The sequence below is a fragment of the Acinetobacter sp. X9 genome (assembly GCF_054889255.1).
In genome coordinates this window covers 3,256,368-3,276,187 of sequence record NZ_CM142679.1, presented here as the reverse complement: position 1 = coordinate 3,276,187, position 19,820 = coordinate 3,256,368, and the positions used below count along the sequence as shown (strand labels likewise).

Below are 19,820 nucleotides of genomic sequence, written 5' to 3'. Positions count from 1 at the left end.
GCAACCTCAATTTATATGCGCTAATTTCTTAGAAAGGCATAGCGTAATCTCCTTAGAATAAAAGGCAAAATATGATGTTATCTTCTAAAGCTTCACTGCGATTAACTTTGCTTGCTTCTGCTATATTTTTGGCAGCATGCCAACCTAAAGCTGATCCTAAGGATTCTCAAGAGCAGCAGAAATCAACTGTTCAGGAACAAAAGCCAGTAGAGTTGACTTTGAAGGGTGAAACAATTCCTAGTAAGGTGGTTTTACCTGATTGTGATGGTAAAACTTGTCCAGAATTTACGGTAGAGCGTTTACAGAGTAATTTTCCTTTTATTGACAAAATTATAGATCAACAAATCTTAACTACATTAAATCAAATTTTAGAAATTGCTGAACCTGATGCTAATAGTAAGCAAACGGAACAAAAAGCAGAAGCTTCAGCGGCAGCGGGTGCAGAGCAAAAAAATAGCTTTGATGTACAGGTGCAGCGCTACGCAAATTCATTTATTGATCTAGATAATGAGTTAAAAGCTTTAAGTAGTAATCATCAGATTAATCTTTTAGTTAAACCTAAGATTTTGCAGGCTCAAGGTAAAGTTGTAACTGTAGTGCTTAATAGTAGTAGCTATTTAGGTGGGGCTCATGGCTCTGCTGCACAGCATTATTATAATTTTGATTTAAAAGAGCAAAAGCAAATTAAGCTTGAAGATTTATTACGTCCTCAGCAAAAAGCAGCTTTAGAGAAGTTAGCCCATGAAGCCTTTAAGACATGGGTGACGGACTCTAAATTGGCTGATAATGTTGCTGACTATGAACAAGCATGGCCATTTAAATTATCTAATAACTTCTTATTGGGTGAGCAAGGTTTAATCCTTCAATACGGTGAATATGAAATTGGACCATACGTGGTTGGACTCCCTCGATTAGTCATTCCTTATGACCAATTGCAAGATGTGTTGAAAGAAGAATATTTGCCACAGCCTAAAGCCAAACCAGCTTCGGCACCAGTTGCAAAAAGTAGTGGCTAATGCATTTGTTTGATACCCATACCCATTTCGATGTTGCCGATTTTGATGAAGATCGGCAGCAATTAGCACTCGAGGCTAAAAAAGTGGGTGTAGATGCTTTGGTTTTAATTGGGTTTGTGCAGTCACGTTTTGATGAGTTGGTGCAGACTCATCATCAGTTAAAAAGTTGGGAAAATGTGCCTACTTCTTATTTAGCACCAGGCTTACACCCATTTTATATTGAGCAGCATCAACCAGAGCATCTTTCTCATCTTGAACAAATCTTGCAGCAAGAAAACTGCGTGGCTGTAGGTGAAATTGGCTTAGATACTTTCTTGAAAGAACATAAGCAGCCAGATGTATATGCAAAGCAAAAACAATATTTTGCAGCTCAGTTAGAGCTTGCAACCCAATACCAAAAACCAGTGTTACTCCACATTCGAAAAGCGCATGGTGATGTGCTTGCTATATTAAAAGCTCAAAAATTTAAATTTGGCGGAATTGCTCATGCCTTTAGTGGTGGAGTAGAAGAGGCAAAGGGTCTTATTAAGCTTGGTTTTAAAATTGGTGTGACGGGGCAGATCACCAACCCGAATGCGAAAAAACTTCATACGGTTGTGCAGGCTATAGGTGCAGAGCACTTGGTGATTGAAACAGATTGTCCAGATATGACACCGCTTTGTTGTCAAACCTCAACAGAACAGCGAACTCGTAATACCCCTGTTAATTTACCTTACGTTCTACAAAGTTTGGCCGAAAATTTAAACATGCCTGAGTCAGATTTAGCTGAGTTACTGTGGAAAAACTCTCAGTCTGCTTTGAAATTATCGTAATAAAAATCAAAGATTAGAAATAGTAACTAAAACAAAACACAGCGATTAGAAAAGAAGCTTAAAGTAAGAAAACAACATGTAAAAACGTGAAAAATAACATTGCCAGACATGGGAGGATAACCCAATGGCTAAGTATAGCAATATCAATAGTTTTAATGCTTTACAGACGCTAACAGTAGGTTCCAGCAATTATCAGATTTTTAGCTTAACCCAAGCAGAGAAAACGCTAGGGGATATTGCCAAACTGCCGAAATCTTTAAAAGTATTATTGGAAAACTTATTACGGTTTGAAGATCAGCATAGCGTTAAAACGGAACACATCCATGCTTTAGCAGAATGGCTAAAAACCCGTACCTCGGATCAAGAAATTCAATATCGACCTGCACGGGTTTTAATGCAAGATTTTACGGGTGTACCAGCGGTCGTCGATTTAGCTGCAATGCGAGCAGCGATGGCGCAAGCGGGTGGTGACCTTGAAAAAATTAATCCATTATCTCCTGTAGACTTAGTCATTGACCACTCTGTCATGGTTGATTATTTTGCCGATGATCAGGCGTTTGAAGAAAACGTACAAATCGAGATGCAACGTAATGGTGAGCGATATCAATTTTTACGTTGGGGGCAGTCTGCATTTAATAACTTTAGTGTAGTGCCACCGGGTACGGGAATTTGTCATCAGGTCAATTTAGAATACTTGGCTCAAGCGGTGTGGCTAGGGGAAGATAACGGTCAAACTTTTGCTTTTCCAGATACTTTAGTGGGTACAGACTCACATACCACCATGATTAATGGTTTAGGTGTTTTAGGTTGGGGGGTAGGGGGGATTGAGGCCGAAGCGGCTATGTTGGGCCAACCGATTTCGATGCTTATTCCTGAGGTCATTGGTTTTAAACTCACAGGAAAATTACCAGAAGGGATTACGGCAACTGATTTGGTGCTGACCATTACTCAAATGCTTCGTCAGAAAGGGGTAGTGGGTAAATTTGTAGAGTTCTATGGAGATGGTTTAGCCGATTTACCACTGGCTGACCGAGCGACCATTGCCAACATGGCACCAGAGTATGGTGCGACTTGTGGCTTCTTTCCGATTGATGAAGTGACATTGGGATATTTGAAATTAACTGGTCGTCAAAGTGATCGTATTGAACTGGTTGAAGCGTATAGCAAAGCACAAGGCTTATGGCGTAACCCTGGTGATGAACCTGTTTTTACAGATACTTTAAGTTTAGATATGAGCACGGTTCAGGCAAGTCTAGCTGGTCCAAAACGTCCACAGGACAAAGTTCTTTTATCTGATGTGCCGAAAACCTTTAATGCTTTAATGGAGTTAACGCTAAAACCGGCTAAAGAAGCTAAAGAACGTTTAGAAAATGAAGGCGGTGGTGGCACAGCCGTAGAGGCAAAAAAAGCAAATATCCAGCATGAAAGTCCGTCATGTGTGATTGAAGGAAAAGAGTATCCATTAACTCATGGTGATGTTGTTATTTCAGCGATTACCTCTTGTACCAATACTTCTAACCCAAGTGTAATGCTAGCCGCAGGTTTGCTTGCAAAAAAAGCGATTGAAAAAGGCTTGCAGCGTAAACCATGGGTGAAAAGTTCACTTGCACCAGGCTCGAAGGTGGTGACGGATTATTTGCTGGCTGCTGGGCTTACACCGTATTTAGATGAGTTGGGCTATAACTTGGTGGGATATGGTTGTACAACCTGTATTGGTAACTCAGGTCCACTACCCGAACCAGTTGAAGAAGCAATCCAATGCCATGATTTAAATGTTGCATCTGTACTTTCTGGTAATCGTAATTTTGAAGGACGCGTACACCCATTAGTTAAGACAAACTGGCTTGCTTCGCCACCTTTGGTAGTCGCTTATGGTCTTGTGGGTAATATTCGTACTGATTTAACTACGCAACCTATTGGGCAGGGTAAAGATGGACAACCTGTTTACTTAAAAGATATCTGGCCAAGTCAGGCAGAAATTGATGCTGTCTTACAGAAAGTAAATACAGACATGTTCCATAAAGAATATGCTGCGGTCTTTGATGGTGATGAAAGCTGGCAAGCGATTCAGATTCCAAAAAGTAAAACCTATGAATGGGCTGATGATTCGACTTATATTCGCCACCCGCCGTTCTTTGAGGGTATTGGCGAACCTCCAAAACCAATTAAGAATATTGAACAGGCACGTATCTTGGCAGTACTTGGTGACTCGGTAACAACTGATCATATTTCACCGGCAGGTAATATCAAAAAAGACAGTCCGGCTGGCCGATATTTGCAAGAGCAAGGTGTTGAACCAAAAGACTTTAACTCTTATGGTTCTCGACGCGGTAATCACGAAGTCATGATGCGAGGTACTTTTGCCAATATTCGTATTAAAAACGAGATGCTAGGTGGTGAAGAGGGTGGTAATACCATTCATGTGCCAAGTGGTGAAAAGCTTGCTATTTATGATGCAGCAATGCGTTATCAACAAGAACATACACCGCTTGTGATTATTGCTGGTAAAGAATATGGAACAGGATCTTCACGTGATTGGGCTGCTAAAGGAACAAACTTATTAGGCGTGAAGGCTGTCATTGCCGAAAGTTTTGAGCGTATTCACCGTTCAAACTTGGTAGGTATGGGGGTGTTGCCCTTACAGTTTATTGATGGGCAAACTCGACAATCTCTTAACTTAACTGGTCATGAGGTGATATCAATTCGAGGTTTGTCGGATGGCATAGAGCCTCATCAAATTCTTGAAGTTGATGTAAAAGGGTCAAATGGAGTAGCGAGTCATTTTAATGTGTTGTGTCGAATTGATACGTTAAATGAAGTTGAGTACTTTAAGGCGGGTGGTATTTTGCATTATGTACTGCGGAATTTGATTGCTTCATAAATTGCCTAAGCTTGTACAGCCTTGTAATGAATGTGTATGAGCTAATGTTGGGTGTATAGTCATATCCTTGCTTTTTAAGGATAATGAGCTGTGATTAAAACAGCGCAAGGCAAAAATCCTTTGTCGGGCTGACGGTATGTCCTTATACCGCAGCCCAACTGAGCGGCATCCATGCCGCCTGTCACACTAGTAAACAATAGTTTAAATCTTAAGCCGTATAATTTGATTAATAATCATAAGACTTGTCGTAAGCTTAAATATTACAGTCTCAAGTTTTCTTTGATCTAAAATACACTTTCTTCTGAAAAGCAGTAAAATACTCTCCGTGTTTTATATCCCCTCAAAGAGTAGCAATGACCGATCTCCAACAAGATGAATATGACCGCCGTTTTGCAGGTGTAGCCAAAATTTATGGTGATTCATCGTTCCAGCACTATGAAAAAAGTCATGTGATGGTGATTGGTATTGGTGGTGTCGGCAGTTGGGCAGTAGAGGCTTTAGCACGTACAGGTATTGGCGAGATCACATTAGTCGATATGGACGTGGTTGCAGCATCAAATGTAAACCGTCAGTTACCTGCCATGACCTCAACTCTGGGCTGTGAAAAAGTTGAAATTATGGCGGAGCGTTGTCGCCAAATTAACCCACGTATTAAAGTTAATATTATTGATGACTTCTTAGCGCCTGAAAATGTCAAAGAGCTTTTAAACCCTGTACCAGACATTGTTTTGGACTGCATCGATGACGTTAAAGCAAAACTGGCTTTAATGCTTCATTGTCGTTTTAATAAAATTCCTTTAATAGTGTCGGGTGGAGCAGGTGGTAAGCTCGATCCACTTAAAATCCGCGTGGCGGATCTATCAAAAACAGAACAAGACCCAATGTTAGCGAAGCTACGGAGTCAGCTTCGCGCTCGAGGCATTTGTAAAAAGCCAAAAGAGAAATTTGGTATTACCTGTATTTACTCAATCGATAATCCATTTTCTAGTGCAGATGTTTGCCCATCGGCTGGGTTGCGCTGTGGTGGCTATGGTTCAGCGGTAGTGGTGACTTCAAGCTTTGCTATGATTGCTGTGGCTGAAGTTTTGAAAAAGCTTGATTTAAAGAAAGCCTAATTTAAATATTGAAAAGGCATGTGCTTATGTGAGTGCATGCCTTTTTATTTTTGAGAGAAACTATTTAATCATACAGCTCTCTATTGTCTTGCTGGGGTTGTGTAGGTAGCTGCTGATCATAAAATTTAAAGCACCATAAAATTAGAATAACGATGATGCATATTGCGAAACCTTTTAAATACTTCATAAAGAATTCAATCAAGTGAATGGTCTTAATAAAATTCTAGTCAAGGATATTCATCTAATCTAATATAGAAAATAGACCAAATGATCTAATTTTGAGATGGTTATGCTCACATTAAAACAATTCCAATATTTTATAAAAATTGTTGAAGAAGGGAGCTTTACCGCTGCTTCAGAGAAACTATTCATTGCTCAGTCTGCTTTAAGTCGGCAAATGAAGTTGTTAGAAGAAGAAATTGGTTTTCAGTTGTTTGATCGCACGGATAAAAGGGCAAAACTCACGGCAGCGGGAGAAGTGTTTTATAAGAAAATAAAAGATAATTTGCTCTACTTAAATGAAATCATTGATCTCGCCAAGAGTGTTTCGGAAGGGAAAAACCGCCAGATTAAAATTGCTCATTCGAGCAGTATTATTATGGATGATAAAAAGATTCAGATATTAAAAGAAATTAGCTTAACGCAAGAAATAAATTTTGAGATAAATACCTTGTCATCTGAGCATCAGATTTTGGCTTTACTGAATGGGGAAATTGATATTGGTTTGATTAGACCGCCAGTTCTGCATAGCCTTGAAGAAATAACGACCTTGAAACTATATGAGCAGCCATTATTTGCAGCTGTTTATATTGATCACCCTAAATTTAAAGAAACACAAAGTATCCAGATAAAAGATTTAAAAGATGAATATTTTGTTTCGACTCCACATCCTAAGCGGGGAGGTTTGAGTTATTTAGTTTCAAACTTGTGTATAGGGGCTGGCTTCTGGCCTAAAGCAGCGACGATCCAATCACGTAAGCTAAACCAATTACAGTTAGTTGCTGCAAACTTGGGTATTAGCATTGTTCCCCAAGAGTTTGAGCAAATATTACCCCAAAATGTAAAGTTGATTCCTCTAGAAAATAAGAATCTTTTATCTGAAGTGGTTTTAGCTTACAGAACTAACCAGAGTGATCTGATTCAACCTTATGTTGAGCAGATCTACCATCTGCTGGAAGTGTGAGCTGAAGTAATTATTGTGGCCCAATATGTTCACTAATAGAAAATGTATATTCCGTATCACCTTCTAATTGACGTTCCTGAGATAGGATGTCCATTTTGGGGCGCTTATGTTGGTAAAATTCCAAATTGATACAACCACTATTGTTAATCTCATAGTGAATATAGTAACGATTTGGCTCTAGAAAAAATGTTACTTCTTCAAATGAGTGCAAAGATAAAATTTTCTTCTTGTCGTGATAAATCACAGAAGGACAGTCTAGTATTCCATTTAAATATTGTTTTCGTATCACATGGATTCGAGCTTGAGGAGTCGTCTCTTTTAATAAATATTGAGGTTGGTAAATCCGTTTTTCGGGTACTTTTTTAAAAACTTCTATAATGTTTGTATCAGAGGCGGCATAAGTCATGCTAAACGATGTCAGTAAGTAAAAGCTCAGCAGTATTCTTTTCATAAAGTTCCATCATTATTTTTGATAATTACAATATGAAAATAAAGCAAAAAAGAAGCCAAGCTGGGTTTAAAACACTCGTTTGATCAGTTGTTTGAAAAAATTAAAGCAATTGAATATCTAGTTCTTAGGTAGATTACCCTAATCTATAGTAAGTATAAGTTACGCTGTCATCTTTATAGACGTCATAGCTATTTTGTTTGAAGTCAGAGACCCATTCACTTCCAGTATATCCTGCGATGTGTCCATAAACGTGGTTGCGGGTTCTGTGAATGATGTAAATGTCACCTTCTTGAGGTTCGTCGAAGGCTGGATCAATTTGTTTATAGCCAATCTTTTTGAGGGTATCGCCCCAATCTGAAGCTGCGATTGGGTGGTTTTCAACATTAGCACCAGCAGATTCGAGTGCAAGACGGATACTACGTGCGCATCTAGCTTTACTGCGTCTAGAAGTAACGCTTTCTAATTTTTCTACAAACTTTTCTACATCGATCGGTGGGTTGGTTGAAGTTTGAGTTTGATGATTATTGGGTTTCATGGTGAAAGGATAAGGGAGGCTTGGTGCGCTGTGCGATACAACAATGGCTGCCTGATTTGAATCCTGATACATGTAATTATCAGCTACTTGTCCGTCATAAATAATCATCGTGAAATCTCTACCGTGCTACCCATATCCATATTAAAAAAATCACCACCTACCTGTGGCGTTCAGAGATACTAATAGGCATATCTTAAAAGTTTTGTTTATGTTATGTAATAACGTATCTTTCTTCCAAGGGTGGCTGCCTTGGTGCGAAAAGCTACTTAGCAAAAGAGGTGATTAAAAATAGTGAAATTTAAATTATTGATATTATTATAAATAAACAATAAATCAGAACTTAAATTTGAATATTTTGCTTCAACATTTGCGAATATACTCAAAATCTAAGTCTCTGATTTAAAATGCCACATTTTCTTACAATTTAAGAAGTCGTTGTCAACTTAAACCTGCTGCTCTTTTACATACTCTTCAGTGCGAATCATAGCTGCTCGCATGTTCTGAATTGCATTTTCAACATCAACTAAAGTTTTTGCGTTTCCGCCACTTAGCGCCTGACGCCATTTACGAGCACCCGGTAAGTTTTGGAATAAACCTAAAATATGACGTGTAATGATTGAAAGGGGAGCACCTTCAGCCATGCGTTGCTCAATATAAGGCAGCATTTGTTCCATAATATCGAATCGATCTGGTGCTTCTAAATTCCAAAGTTGGCCGAACTCAGCAAGTAGGTAAGGGTTATGGTAGGCTTCACGGCCAATCATGACACCATCAACATGTTGTAAATGAGCTTGAGTTTCGGCAAAAGTTTTAATTCCGCCGTTAATTTCAATGGTTAGGTGCGGACGTTCTTGCTTTAAGCGGTATACATCTTCGTAGCGTAAAGGAGGAACTTCTCGATTTTCTTTTGGAGATAGACCTTTCAAAATAGCGATACGAGCATGCACAACGAAATATGTACAACCTGTTGCAGCGACAGTATCTACGAAATTTAGCATTTCTTCGTAAGACTGCATGTCATCGATACCAATACGGTGTTTGACTGTTACAGGAATCTTTACTGCTTTTTGCATATTGTGAATGCATTCAGCAACCAAGTCTGGCTCTGCCATTAAACATGCACCGATTTTATTGTTCTGTACGCGGTCACTTGGGCAGCCTACATTGAGGTTGACTTCGTCATAACCCCAGTCTTCAGCCATTTTTGTGCAAGTTGCAAGCTCTTGTGGGTTTGAACCGCCAAGTTGTAATACGATCGGGTGTTCTTGAGCGTTATAGTCTAAATGACGTTTTGCATCGCCAAATAAAATCGCGCCTGTAGTCACCATTTCGGTGTATAGCACAACGTTTGGGTTAAACAAGCGTGCAAAGAATCGGTAGTCCTTTGTAGTCCAGTCCATCATGGGTGCGACAGAAATACGAGGTTGTAACGATTGAAGTGATTGCATAACCAATAGCCCAAAAGTCGCTAAATTAATGAAAGGGCAGCATTATACGAGGTTTATGCTTGAATCGACAGAGGCATTTAACCGAGTAATTTATAACCACCCTTGTGTTGAATATAGGAAGATGATTTATAACAAGTTACCTTATAGGGAAACCATTTTCTTTTTTTGTAAGATCGTATTAATTACAATTAGTAGTTAGTTTAAAATAAGGCCAATAACTATCCAATTGGGAAAATTGATTTCTAATAAATTTGATTTAATTAAAAGAACAAGACACTTAATCAGCTATATAATTAACTATAATTTTTAGCACAAATTTATATATTTCATAGTAAATTTCTGACATTCAAATGCTTGCTCATATGTTAACAAGGTAGAAAAGAAGCCTATAAACTAATTACTGTTGTCCTAACAAATTAATTATTAAACTAAAAATGCAAAATTTGATCAATGTGCGCAGCATAAATTACAGTATTTGTGTAATATAAAGACCTTTATGTCTATTTTTATAATTTAGATTTAATAAATTTATGATTGTGATCGAATTATCACATAGTTTATTCGCTAAAGCGGTAATTCATTCAGTCTTAATTTCGATTTTTTATTAGACTCAAGAAATTAATAAAATTGAGCTAAATCAGCTACAAAATATAAAATTTAAGGGGAAAGATTAATGCAACAACTCATGACGGGTGCAAATCTGGCTTTGAGCTGCTCGCAAATTTATCTGAGATTTAAAACGGTATTACCATCTGATATAGGTTTGGATGTAACAGCCTATTTATTAAATTCTCAAGGTAAGGTTCGTGGTGATGCAGATATGATTTTTTATGGTCAAAAGCAGACACCAAACTGTAGTGTTAAATTGAATGAGACAACAAATAATATGTCCTATTTCGCTCAATTTAACATTAATACCCAAATATTAGATTGTGATATCAATAAGATCGCTGTGTGCGCTACGGTTGATGGTGAAGGCACATTTAATGTAATTCAGGATATTCAAGTTGAATTATGGGAAAATGATCAACTCACAGCTACAGCAACTATAAAAAGCACTGAAAAAACAGAAAAAGCGCTGATTCTGACCGAAGTTTATCGTTATAAAGATCAATGGAAGTTTCGTTTTGTGAATCAAGGATTCAATGGTGGTTTAAAACCTCTATCTGAATATTTTGGGGTTGAAATTAGTGATCACCCTACGATATCGGCACCACCAATATCAGTCCCTCTGCCGAAAATTAATTTAAGTAAAATTACTTTGGATAAAAGTAATAATAAAATTAATTTAGAAAAACAGGCGCATGGTTTTGGGGAAATTAAAATTAACCTGAATTGGAATCAGCGTTCTCAACAGGCTCAATCCAGTAGTTTCTTTAAAAAACTTCTTAATCAGAATCATGGAGTTGATCTGGATTTAGGTTGTCTATTTGAAATGCAAGATGGTACTAAATCAGTTATTCAGGCATTAGGCGATCGATTTGGTGATTTTGATCAATACCCATTTATCCAGCTCTCCGCAGATGATCGTACTGGTGCATTAAAAGAAGGCGAATGGCTCCAAATTAATGGAGAGTATTGGCAACAAATTCGTCGAGTGGTGTTATTTGCTTTTATTTACGATGGTGTACCAAATTGGGCTGAAACTGATGCAGTTGCGACGATTTATGTTCCTAATCAACCTCCAATTGAAATTCGTTTAACTGAAGGGCAGCCTTTAGGTATGTGCGGTATTCTGGAATTGATAAATCAAAGTGGTGATATTCAAGTCCAACGCCATGTGAGTTACGTTGCAGGTCATCGAGAATTGGACCAAGCATTCAGTTTTGGTTTGCGTTGGGTTGTGGGCAGTAAATAACCTTCATATTTAGATTACAGCTTAATCAAGAAAAACTTTTTATATACAAATAATTAATGATATGAGTTTTTGGTTTAGACGGGGAGAAAATACAAAATGGCTATTAGTTTAAATAAAGGTGGAAACTTATCTTTAAGTAAAACAGATCCTAATTTGGTTCGAATCCTGATTGGATTAGGATGGGATGAGCGTGTAACCGATGGCGCTGCGTTTGATTTAGATGCGAGTGCATTCTTATTAACGGTTAGTGGTAAGGTCCGCGGCGATCATGATTTTATTTTTTATAATCAACTTAAATCACAAGATGATTCAGTAGAACATACAGGTGATAACCGCTCTGGTCTGGGGGATGGAGATGATGAAACTTTACTAGTTAATCTTTCAAAAGTTGCTCCTGAAGTTGAAAAAATCGCAATTACCGTAACCATTCATGATGCTCAGGCAAGAAGTCAAAATTTTGGTCAAATTACCAATGCATTTATTCGAATAGTAAACCAAGACACGCAAGTCGAATTAGTACGTTTTGATTTGGCAGAAGATTATTCAACTGAAACCGCAATGGTATTTGGAGAAGTCTATCGTCATAACGGTGAGTGGAAGTTTAGAGCCGTAGGTCAAGGGTACTCAGGTGGGTTAGCTGCAATGTGTCAACAATATGGTATTCAAACTGGCTAAGATTATCATTTTAATAAATAAATGATGAATACTTTTTAGTTCTTTATAAAAGGAAAGAAATGAAACATTTTCGGTTCTCAATTTTTTTTACAGTGATCTGTTTGGGGGTGTCAGCATGGTGGGGGCTTACGCATGGTCCGAATGCTGGTTTTTCAATGATGCTTAAAGCCGTATTGATTACAGGTGTATTGGCAGTAATGGAAGTTTCTTTATCTTTTGATAATGCTGTCATTAATGCATCAATATTACGGAACTGGGATGAATTTTGGAAAAAGATTTTTCTTACAGTAGGGATTTTGGTTGCTGTATTTGGTATGCGCTTAGTTTTCCCCTTACTGATTGTTGGCGTAACTGCTGACATGGGAATGATTGAAGTTGCTAAGTTAGCATTAAATGATCCCAAAGCGTATTCAGAGAAATTGTTAGCTCATCATGCCGAAATTTCAGCTTTTGGCGGTATGTTCTTGCTATTGGTATTTTTAAATTTCTTGTTTGATGATGGCAAAGATACACATTGGTTCCATTGGTTAGAAGTGCATTTATCTAATTTAGCTAATATCCCTGCAATGTCGGTATTTGTTTCATTAATTGCTCTACTTATCATGTTTGCATTTGTTCCTGCAGAGGAGAAACTAGTTGTAATTGTCGCTGGTATTTGGGGCATCGTGGTCTACATTGGTGTTCAAGTCATTGGTCATTTATTGGAAAGCAGTGGTGATAACTCAGATGAGAAACAAATAGAAAACAAGTCAAGTAATCTTGTTAAAGCTGGTATTGGTGGCTTTCTTTATCTTGAAGTGTTAGATGCTTCATTTAGTTTTGACGGTGTTATTGGTGCATTTGCGATCACAAATGATGTTGTCGTTATTATGCTGGGTTTAGCAATTGGGGCCATGTTTGTCCGTTCAATGACTATTTATTTAGTTGAAAAAGGCACCTTGGAAGCCTTTATCTATTTAGAACATGGAGCGCATTATGCCATCGGAGCCTTAGCGGCAATTATGTTGTACACAGGAACTGGTGGCCATGTTCCTGAAGTTGTAACAGGTTTAATTGGTATTGCCTTCATTGCATGGGCGGTACTATCTTCAATCGCTTACACTAAAAATCAAACACAAACTTCATAAGAACTTTTAGATAGATCATCTATAGGGTGATTATCAATTTAATCATATAAACAATGAGTTGAAATTTAAAAGGAGTAACTCAAATGGCAATTAGCTTAACCAAAGGTGGTAACGTTAGTTTAACAAAAGAAGCACCTGGTATTACCAAAACAACTGTGGGTTTAGGCTGGAATCCTCGTGTGACTGATGGCGTAGCTTTTGACCTTGATGCAATTGCATTTTTAGTCAATGAAAATGGTAAGGTTCGTGCTGATAATGACTTTATTTTCTTTAATAATTTAAAATCATCTGATGGCTCTGTAGTTCACAATGGCGATAACCGCACAGGTGAAGGTCATGGGGATGACGAAACTTTAAGTGTGGACTTGAGCATGGTTCCTGCTGATGTTTCAAAAGTGATTTTTGCTGTCACAATTTATGATGGTCAAACTCGAAACCAAAACTTTGGTCAAGTTGCTAATGCTTACATCCGTGTAAGTAACAATGCTGGTGGTAGCGAAATTGCACGTTATGACTTATCTGAAGACAGTAGCACTGAAACGGCTATGATCTTTGGTGAGCTGTATAAGCATGGTAGTGAATGGAAATTCCGTGCAATTGGTCAAGGTTTTGCTGGTGGTTTAGGACCATTAGCTGCCTCGTATGGTGTTGCTGTTTAATGAATAATTGAAAGATAGTGCTTAGACACTATCTTTCTTTTTTCTATATTTATAAATGATAGAAATAGGTTATTTCTTTATATGTTAAGTCTAGTTTGTGAATAAAAATAAAATTAAATGATGTTTTTAGGGTGTCTTCTTTTTTATATGTATGTTCAATATCAAGCGAATTTTGAGTTAGATAACATTACTTCTGTGGTTGATCCACAGTATCGTTCAAGTGATATATGACATTTTATAATCAATTTGAAATACCGTGCCAAACAGTCATTCACTTTAGAATCTTAATAAGCCTAGTCATTTTAAAGTTGTTAGAAATTAAAAAAGGATCAATAAAATGGCACATTTTAGTTTAGTGGGGTCACCAGAACCATTCTTACATGTTGCAATGCACCGTGGGGATCGGATCTATTGTGAAAGCAATGCAATGGTCATGATGGAAGATGCTCTGGAGTTGAAGGGGCGGCTACAGGGAGGCTTAATGCAATCCTTATTACGTCGTTTTGCGAATGATGAGTCTTTATTCCAACAGCATATCGAAGCTGTGCGCGGAGATGGCGACTGTTTATTATCTGCATCACTAGATGGTGATATGCAAATTCTCGATGTTGGGGCAACCCAATACATATTAAGTGATGGTGCATTTGTTGCTGCACATGATTCAGTTCATGTCAAAGCAAGATTAAATAGCAGTCTTGGTGGAGCTTTTTTGGGGAGTACTGGCGGTTTTCTTGTCATGGAAACCAGTGGGCAGGGACAGGTGGTAGTTTCTGGTTGTGGAACTTTGTTTGAGATAGAAGTAGGACCGAATAAAGAGGTTGTTATTGATAATGGCCATGTAGTCTGTTGGGATTCGCGTTTAAATTATCAACTATCTGTTTCAACTTCCCAAAATAATGGTTTTCTTGGCAATTTGGTGAATAGTGTAACCAGTGGAGAAGGCATGGTATTGCGTTTTTCAGGCACTGGAAAAGTCATCATTTGTTCGAGGAACCGAGATAATTTTTTGCAATGGTTGATGTCAAAGTTAAATCGTCATCAGTCTAATTAAAAAGTAATTATTTTATAATCTTAAGAGAGATCCATAACATGGCAATTAATTTAGAAAAAGGCCAAAAAATCAGTTTGCAAAAAGCAGATGGTAGTAGTCTTCAACAAGTTTTCTTAGGGGTGGGTTGGGATATTGCAAAAAGTAAAGGATTTTTAGGTTTTGGCGGTGGTAGTAATATCGACCTTGATGCTTCTGTAATTTTGTTTGATGAAAATAAAAAAATGCTCGATGTCGTGTACTTTGGGCAACTACAAAGTAAAGATGGCAGCATTCGACATTCTGGGGACAATCTAACTGGAGCGGGGCGTGGTGATGATGAAGTAATTCGAGTCAACCTTAATCAAATCCCTCGACACGTAAAATCTTTGGTATTTACTGTTAATAGTTTCCGAGGTCAAACTTTTGAGAAAGTTGAAAATGCATTCTGCCGCTTGGTTGATCAATCAAGTAATCAGGAAATTGCAAGTTATAAACTTTCCTCACAAGGGGCGCATACTGGTCTAATTATTGCAAAAATTTATCGCCATAATGATGCATGGAAAATGCATGCAATTGGTGAAAATGCACATGGTCGGACTTTCAAAGATATTGCTCCTTATGTTTTACCTCATATTTAATTTTTAGTTTTTTAAGTCATACTTCCACCATTGTTCAAAGCAATGGTGGATTATAGAAAGATGATTTATAAAAAGTTACCTTATTGGGACACCATTTTCTTTTTTTGTAAGATCGTATCGAACATGCTAAATAAAATACAAAGAACGACTAGCCCAATCCCTGCAACACATGTCATAGTCCATCCGCCATGATTCCAAGCAAAAATCCCTAAGGCAGAGCCACCAGCTCCTCCAATAAAATAAGTCGTCATATAGATGGCATTAATACGAGATTTAGCATCTGGACGTAAACGGAAAATAATGCTCTGGTTGCTGGTATGAACGAGCGCGAGTGCTAATTGAATTAAAGCAAAGCCAATAACATAACTAGAAAGGAGGGTTTGTCCGAAATAGAAACAAAGCCAGCTCACCAAAAACAGTCCACAACCCATCCAAGTGAGTAATCGTGTGTAGCCTTGGTCGGCATATTTACCAATATAGCGTGTTGATAATGCCCCAAAGATACCGACTAGTGGGACTAGTCCGATAAATAGATCGGGCAAATGGTGTGCCGAAGTCAAAAGTAAGGCGATGGTGGAATACAGGATACTTACTGCGGCAAAGGCGAAAGCACCTGTAAGCGCTCTTAATAATAGTCGCTTTTCCTCTTTTAAGAGTTGAGCCATGGAAACAAATATTTGTCCATAATTCATTTTCATACGCAAGACATAAGGCAAGCGACTTTTTAAAGTAAATGCCAACAGAAGCATTAATACGCCGCTGACCACATAGACTACTTTCCAGTGGAAAAGGTTGGAAAATAAGCCCGCTAGACTGGTAGAGAGTAAAATTCCGACCAATAAGCCACTCATTAAAAAACCAATGATCTCGCCAGTTTTTTCGGGCTTTACGGTCATTGTGGCAAGTGGGATGAGGACTTGGGCAGCAACAGAAAACAATCCCGCTAAAACTGTACCAATCCACAACATGGGTAAGTTCACAGCAAAAGCAGATGTAAATAGACCAACTGCGCAAAGCACCATCAAAAACGGAATAGCTTTGGCTTTATTGACAATATCACCCAATGGGACAATAAAGAGTAAACCGAGAGCATAAGACACCTGAGCAAATGTCACTGTTAAAGCGGCTTGTGCTTGAGTTACAGCAAACTCTTGCTGGATAGAGTGAATTAGAGGCTGACAATAATAATTCACACCTGCACATAAACCGCATGCTGCTGCCATCAACCAAAGCAAAGGTTTATTTTGACTGATATCTTCAGGGGTAGACATGACGTTCTCTCAGTTTTATTGGGTGTATGCCGTTGCTTCAACTTCAATAAGCATGTGTTCTAGCGCAAGGCGCGGCACAGGAATAAGTGTACAGGCAGGAAAAAGATGATTTTTCCATAAATTTTGCATAATTTTAATCAAAATTTGATGTTTTTCGACCGAGTGGTCAACAACTAAAACTCTCAATACAGCAATATTGCTAAGCTCTGCATTGGCTGCTTTTAAAGCATGTTGAATATTATCAAAAACTTGGTTCGCTTGTTCTTCAAAACTTGGGCTTAATTCACCTTGGGAATTTTCGCCTCCTTGACCTGCTACATGAATAATATTCTTAAAGCTTTCCACTACAGCAACATGACTATAAGCGTTTGGCGTTGGGTTATATAAAGTTGATGGATTTATGATTTTAAAAGTTTCTTGACTCATTGGAACTCAACCGTTCATTAAAATTTAGATGAGTATCCAACCTCAACTTAAGTTGAGGTCAAGAGAATTTAATGTTTTAGTCTTTTCTTTCTGAGTGTAATCATCATGACACCGACAATATTAAGAAGGCAGCCGATCCATTGCCACATATTGAGATGTTCATTTAAAAAAGCAACGGCAAGCAAAATCGTTAAAACTGGTCCGATCGAAGCAATCATTGCAGATTGAGAGGCACCTAATCGTTCAATGCTTTGCATGAGCATAACGGTGGGTAAAACGGTAACTAAAAAGCCTAAGCCAATGCCATACCAAATTACACTAGAGGGGAGTTGTAATAGAAGTTGAATAGGTTGAGGTGTACTTAGTGCGTAATGAGTTAATGTACCGATACAAGCCACAGTTAAGGCTAACCCTGTGAAATTCCAAGAGCCAAATTTCTTAATGAGAGGTGGTGTCAGCAACAAATAGCCGGCGAAAGCCACGGCACTTGCAAATACGAAACTTGTCCCTAACCAGAAGTTGCCCTGAATTGGTGCGTTGTTGTGCTCCTGAAGCATAACCAGCACGGTTCCACCATAACTAAGAAAAATGGCAAAGAAACTTTTTACATCTAATTTTTGTTTGTAGAGTAAGCTTGATACAATGACTGTAAGCGTGGGATATAAAAATAGAATAATTCGTTCTAAAGAGGCGCTAATAAACATGAGGCCCATGAAATCGAGCCAACTTGCAAAATAGTAGCCTAATAGACCGGCAAAAATTAAAATTAGCCAATCCTTCTTTTTTATGCCCTGATTATGATGCCTGTTAAACCAGCAAATTAATAGAAAGAACGGTAAAGCGCTTAACATACGTAAAGCCATCAGGACCGTACCGTCTACTAATGGAGAAAGGGCATAAGTCTGTTTAATAAAGATTGCTTTTGTACTGAATAGAAACGCAGAGCAAAGAGCAAAAAAAGACCCGATTTGAAACGAAGATAAAGAAATTTTCATATACAGGACTGTATAAGAGAGACTATTGTCTGCAAAAAAAGAAAAACCTTCCCATATTACACCTCTAAATAAATATCGTGAATCATCAGTTCAAAATATGGGTATTTATTAAATAAATAGTGGGTGGTATTTTAAAAAAGTTCAATTAGAATCCAAATTCTGTACAAAGAATACACATGGGGGAAACATTGCAGCTTGCAATGTTTTTGACAATGAGAAATTAGCTTGAGGAACGCTCATGCAGATCGGAATCCCAACCGAAACTGTCGTCGGTGAAAATCGTGTAGCTGCTACGCCAGAGACAGTAAAGAAGTTGATTAGCGCTGGTCATAGCGTTGTGATTGAACGTGGTGCTGGTGTAAAGGCTGCGTACATTGACAGTGCTTATGAACAGGTCGGTGCAACCATTACGGATGATGCCTATACGGGTAGTCAAATTATTTTGAAAGTTCGCGCACCACAGGGCGGGGAAATTCAGAAACTTGCAGCAAATACTGCTGTTGTAGCAATGTTTGATCCTTATCGTAATACCGAGCTAGATCAGTTTGCGAATCAACAAGTGTCTGCTTTTGCTTTAGAACTGCTTCCTCGTACGCTTTCTCGTGCACAAAACATGGATGTGTTGTCTTCTCAAGCAAACTTAGCTGGTTATAAGTCAGTTTTACTTGCTGCTGCTGAATATCAACGCATGTTCCCAATGCTTATGACTGCAGCGGGTACTGTAAAGCCTGCGCGTGTTGTGATCATGGGTGTTGGGGTTGCTGGTCTTCAAGCGATTGCAACTGCAAAACGTTTAGGTGCAATTGTTGAAGCGACAGACTTACGTCCTACAGCTAAAGATCAAGTTGAGTCTTTAGGTGGTAAATGGTTAGACGTCCCAATGTCTGAAGAAGAGAAACAACGTGCAGCAGATGCCGCTAAAAATGGTTATGGATGGATGCCGGGTGAGCAATACATCAAAGACCAAGCTGCGATTGTAGATAAAGCTGTTTCTAATGCTGATATCGTGATTACTACTGCATTGTTACCAGGTCGTGATGCGCCGCGTCTGATTAAAGCTGAAACTGTTGCCAAGATGAAACCGGGCTCTGTCATTTTAGATATGGCTGTTGAAACTGGTGGTAACGTTGAAGGCTCTAAAGTTGGTGAGACTGTGTTTACAGAAAATGGCGTGAAAATTTTGGGTGTTCCAAATATTCCGGCAACTGTAGCAACAGAAGCTTCTGCATTGTATGCGCGTAACGTTTTTAATTTCGTAGAAACCTTATTCGACAAAGAGAAAAACTTTGCGATTAATCAGGAAGACGAAATCCAAAAAGCCCTATTGGTCACTCATGGCGGTCAAGTACTGCTTAAGCGTGGTTAAGGAGATTTCTCATGGTTGAAACTATTACAATTTTCGTCCTTGCCATCTTCGTAGGTTATTACGTGGTTTGGGGTGTTACGCCAGCTTTGCATACACCACTTATGGCAGTAACTAATGCGTTGTCATCTATTATTGTGGTAGGTGCGATGTTGCAAACTGTAGGTCTGCCAGTTTTAGGTGTAGATGCTAACGTTGCATTTCAAAGTGTGAATGTGGTGAGCGTACTCGGTGCGATTGCAGTATTTTTGGCAAGCATTAATATTTTCGGTGGCTTTGCAGTAACTGCACGCATGCTGGAAATGTTCAAGCCTAAGCAAAAGAAATAAGAGGGCTT

The 19,820-nt window shown here is 38.4% G+C and carries 20 protein-coding genes; 13 read left to right on the top strand and 7 right to left on the bottom strand.

Annotation, left to right across the window (positions count from 1 at the left end):
- Nucleotides 1-74: 74 nt before the first annotated feature.
- The 4 genes from ACYU0V_RS15605 to ACYU0V_RS15590 all read left to right on the top strand — a co-directional run bounded on the left by ACYU0V_RS15605 (nt 75) and on the right by ACYU0V_RS15590 (nt 5,824).
- Entirely contained in the window at nt 75-1,016 is a 942-nt protein-coding gene (locus ACYU0V_RS15605; protein WP_461849958.1) for an RsiV family protein, read from the top strand.
- Nucleotides 1,016-1,828 carry a TatD family hydrolase gene (locus tag ACYU0V_RS15600; protein ID WP_461848161.1) on the top strand — a complete coding sequence of 271 codons (813 nt, stop codon included), beginning with the start codon at nt 1,016-1,018 and terminating at the stop codon, nt 1,826-1,828. Before ACYU0V_RS15605 ends, ACYU0V_RS15600 begins: the two co-directional genes overlap by 1 nt.
- A gap of 124 nt (nt 1,829-1,952) precedes the next feature.
- Nucleotides 1,953-4,709: an aconitate hydratase AcnA gene (acnA, locus tag ACYU0V_RS15595; RefSeq protein WP_461848159.1), complete on the top strand. Its 2,757-nt coding sequence runs from the start codon at nt 1,953-1,955 to the stop codon at nt 4,707-4,709.
- Nucleotides 4,710-5,062: 353 nt separating this feature from the next.
- Nucleotides 5,063-5,824, top strand: a complete 762-nt coding sequence (locus ACYU0V_RS15590) for a tRNA threonylcarbamoyladenosine dehydratase (protein ID WP_461848158.1) — start codon at nt 5,063-5,065, stop codon at nt 5,822-5,824.
- A gap of 64 nt (nt 5,825-5,888) precedes the next feature.
- Here ACYU0V_RS15590 and ACYU0V_RS15585 read toward each other — a convergent pair whose 3' ends face one another.
- Nucleotides 5,889-6,011, bottom strand: a complete 123-nt coding sequence (locus tag ACYU0V_RS15585; protein WP_461848157.1) for a hypothetical protein — start codon at nt 6,009-6,011, stop codon at nt 5,889-5,891.
- 96 nt (nt 6,012-6,107) lie between these two features.
- Here ACYU0V_RS15585 and ACYU0V_RS15580 point away from each other — a divergent pair, with 96 nt between their 5' ends.
- The gene (locus ACYU0V_RS15580; RefSeq protein ID WP_461848155.1) at nt 6,108-7,007 is read left to right on the top strand and encodes a LysR family transcriptional regulator; all 900 of its coding nucleotides are present in this window, start codon (nt 6,108-6,110) and stop codon (nt 7,005-7,007) included.
- Nucleotides 7,008-7,017: 10 nt separating this feature from the next.
- On the opposite strand, the gene ACYU0V_RS15575 is transcribed toward ACYU0V_RS15580, so the two are convergent.
- From ACYU0V_RS15575 to dusA, 3 genes are all read right to left on the bottom strand, one after another.
- Nucleotides 7,018-7,413, bottom strand: a complete 396-nt coding sequence (locus ACYU0V_RS15575; RefSeq protein ID WP_461849957.1) for a hypothetical protein — start codon at nt 7,411-7,413, stop codon at nt 7,018-7,020.
- 178 nt (nt 7,414-7,591) lie between these two features.
- Nucleotides 7,592-8,101 carry a hypothetical protein gene (locus tag ACYU0V_RS15570; RefSeq protein WP_014208378.1) on the bottom strand — a complete coding sequence of 170 codons (510 nt, stop codon included), beginning with the start codon at nt 8,099-8,101 and terminating at the stop codon, nt 7,592-7,594.
- 335 nt (nt 8,102-8,436) lie between these two features.
- On the bottom strand, nt 8,437-9,441 hold the full coding sequence (dusA, locus tag ACYU0V_RS15565) for a tRNA dihydrouridine(20/20a) synthase DusA (RefSeq protein WP_461848153.1): 1,005 nt from the start codon (nt 9,439-9,441) through the stop codon (nt 8,437-8,439).
- Between the two features lie 673 nt (nt 9,442-10,114).
- Here dusA and ACYU0V_RS15560 point away from each other — a divergent pair.
- The 6 genes from ACYU0V_RS15560 to ACYU0V_RS15535 all read left to right on the top strand — a co-directional run bounded on the left by ACYU0V_RS15560 (nt 10,115) and on the right by ACYU0V_RS15535 (nt 15,428).
- Complete coding sequence (locus ACYU0V_RS15560) at nt 10,115-11,299, top strand: TerD family protein (protein ID WP_347746129.1); 1,185 nt, start codon at nt 10,115-10,117, stop codon at nt 11,297-11,299.
- 96 nt (nt 11,300-11,395) lie between these two features.
- Nucleotides 11,396-11,974: a TerD family protein gene (locus ACYU0V_RS15555; protein ID WP_317808381.1), complete on the top strand. Its 579-nt coding sequence runs from the start codon at nt 11,396-11,398 to the stop codon at nt 11,972-11,974.
- Nucleotides 11,975-12,033: 59 nt separating this feature from the next.
- The gene (locus ACYU0V_RS15550) at nt 12,034-13,101 is read left to right on the top strand and encodes a DUF475 domain-containing protein (protein ID WP_461848150.1); all 1,068 of its coding nucleotides are present in this window, start codon (nt 12,034-12,036) and stop codon (nt 13,099-13,101) included.
- An 83-nt stretch (nt 13,102-13,184) separates the two neighbouring features.
- Nucleotides 13,185-13,760 carry a TerD family protein gene (locus ACYU0V_RS15545; protein WP_068565079.1) on the top strand — a complete coding sequence of 192 codons (576 nt, stop codon included), beginning with the start codon at nt 13,185-13,187 and terminating at the stop codon, nt 13,758-13,760.
- 337 nt (nt 13,761-14,097) lie between these two features.
- On the top strand, nt 14,098-14,811 hold the full coding sequence (locus tag ACYU0V_RS15540; protein WP_317808378.1) for a TIGR00266 family protein: 714 nt from the start codon (nt 14,098-14,100) through the stop codon (nt 14,809-14,811).
- A 38-nt stretch (nt 14,812-14,849) separates the two neighbouring features.
- Nucleotides 14,850-15,428: a TerD family protein gene (locus tag ACYU0V_RS15535; RefSeq protein ID WP_461848148.1), complete on the top strand. Its 579-nt coding sequence runs from the start codon at nt 14,850-14,852 to the stop codon at nt 15,426-15,428.
- Between the two features lie 80 nt (nt 15,429-15,508).
- Here the strand turns inward: ACYU0V_RS15535 and ACYU0V_RS15530 are convergent, their stop codons facing one another.
- From ACYU0V_RS15530 to ACYU0V_RS15520, 3 genes are all read right to left on the bottom strand, one after another.
- Nucleotides 15,509-16,699: an MFS transporter gene (locus ACYU0V_RS15530; RefSeq protein ID WP_461848146.1), complete on the bottom strand. Its 1,191-nt coding sequence runs from the start codon at nt 16,697-16,699 to the stop codon at nt 15,509-15,511.
- Between the two features lie 15 nt (nt 16,700-16,714).
- The gene (locus ACYU0V_RS15525; RefSeq protein ID WP_347746133.1) at nt 16,715-17,125 is read right to left on the bottom strand and encodes a RidA family protein; all 411 of its coding nucleotides are present in this window, start codon (nt 17,123-17,125) and stop codon (nt 16,715-16,717) included.
- A gap of 68 nt (nt 17,126-17,193) precedes the next feature.
- A complete protein-coding gene (locus ACYU0V_RS15520; protein ID WP_025464147.1) occupies nt 17,194-18,120 on the bottom strand; it encodes a DMT family transporter in 927 nt (308 codons plus the stop codon).
- A gap of 238 nt (nt 18,121-18,358) precedes the next feature.
- On the opposite strand from ACYU0V_RS15520, the gene ACYU0V_RS15515 reads away from it, so the two are divergent.
- Complete coding sequence (locus tag ACYU0V_RS15515) at nt 18,359-19,486, top strand: Re/Si-specific NAD(P)(+) transhydrogenase subunit alpha (RefSeq protein ID WP_161282882.1); 1,128 nt, start codon at nt 18,359-18,361, stop codon at nt 19,484-19,486.
- An 11-nt stretch (nt 19,487-19,497) separates the two neighbouring features.
- A complete protein-coding gene (locus tag ACYU0V_RS15510) occupies nt 19,498-19,812 on the top strand; it encodes a proton-translocating transhydrogenase family protein (RefSeq protein WP_000230434.1) in 315 nt (104 codons plus the stop codon).
- The last annotated feature ends 8 nt before the right edge of the window (nt 19,813-19,820 follow it).